This is a genomic window from Microbacterium sp. 05T445 (assembly GCF_056395865.1).
Genome location: NZ_JBFTKJ010000003.1, coordinates 1 through 1,099 on the forward strand (window position 1 = coordinate 1; position 1,099 = coordinate 1,099).

Annotated in this window: 2 rRNA genes; both read left to right on the top strand. The window is 58.6% G+C overall.

Annotated elements, in window-relative coordinates:
* Positions 1-429 (top strand): 23S ribosomal RNA (locus tag AC1DDU_RS18795); the annotation flags it as partial.
* 227 nt (positions 430-656) lie between these two features.
* Positions 657-773 (top strand): 5S ribosomal RNA (gene rrf / locus AC1DDU_RS18800).
* Positions 774-1,099 lie beyond the last annotated feature (326 nt).

Genomic DNA, 1,099 nt, shown 5'->3' on the forward strand with positions numbered 1-1,099 from the left:
TCGACGGCATGGTTTGGCACCTCGATGTCGGCTCGTCGCATCCTGGGGCTGGAGTAGGTCCCAAGGGTTGGGCTGTTCGCCCATTAAAGCGGTACGCGAGCTGGGTTTAGAACGTCGTGAGACAGTTCGGTCCCTATCCGCTGCGCGCGTAGGAAGTTTGAGAGGATCTGACCCTAGTACGAGAGGACCGGGTTGGACGAACCTCTGGTGTGCCAGTTGTACTGCCAAGTGCACCGCTGGTTAGCTACGTTCGGGATGGATAACCGCTGAAAGCATCTAAGCGGGAAGCCGGCCTCAAGATGAGACTTCCATACACCTTGTGTGTGAGAGGCTCCCAGCCAGACTACTGGGTTGATAGGCCAGATGTGGAAGCGAGGACTAACGACTCGTGAAGCTGACCGGTACTAATAGGCCGATAACTTACACCACACACCATTGGTGAACGGATTCAAAAGACGTTCACACCCACAATGGTACGAAGATAACAAGACTGCCCGCGTCCACTATGTGGTTCCCAACCAACAAACCCGTTGCTTGAGAACCAACAACAAAATAACAACACCACACCCTGGGCCCGCCCTCGAAACAGAGGAACGGCACAGGAAGTTGTAACCACCAGATTTCCCAACCCCCCCAGGGGGTTCGGGTACAAGGGTTACGGCGGTCATAGCGTGGGGGAAACGCCCGGTCCCATTCCGAACCCGGAAGCTAAGACCCACAGCGCCGATGGTACTGCACCCGGGAGGGTGTGGGAGAGTAGGTCACCGCCGGACAACCATTAGGTCGAGGACCCCCAACCACGTTGGGGGTCCTCCCGCAGTTAAACCCCGCCCCACACCCACGCTCTCGCAGTTCCTGCAGGAAACCAACCAACGCTCTCTCAGTTCCTGCACCCTCTCCGGCACGCTCTCGCAGTTCCTGCACGGAAACAAGGGACCCTCCCGCACGTCCAGCAGCTTCTCCGGCGACGCTTCTCCGGCGTCGGCTCTAGACTTACACTCCATGAGCCCTACATCCTCTGGACGCCCGGCAAAGCCGGCAACAATCCTCGACGTAGCGGCCGCCGCAGGTGTTTCACGCCAAACAGTCACGCGCGCCA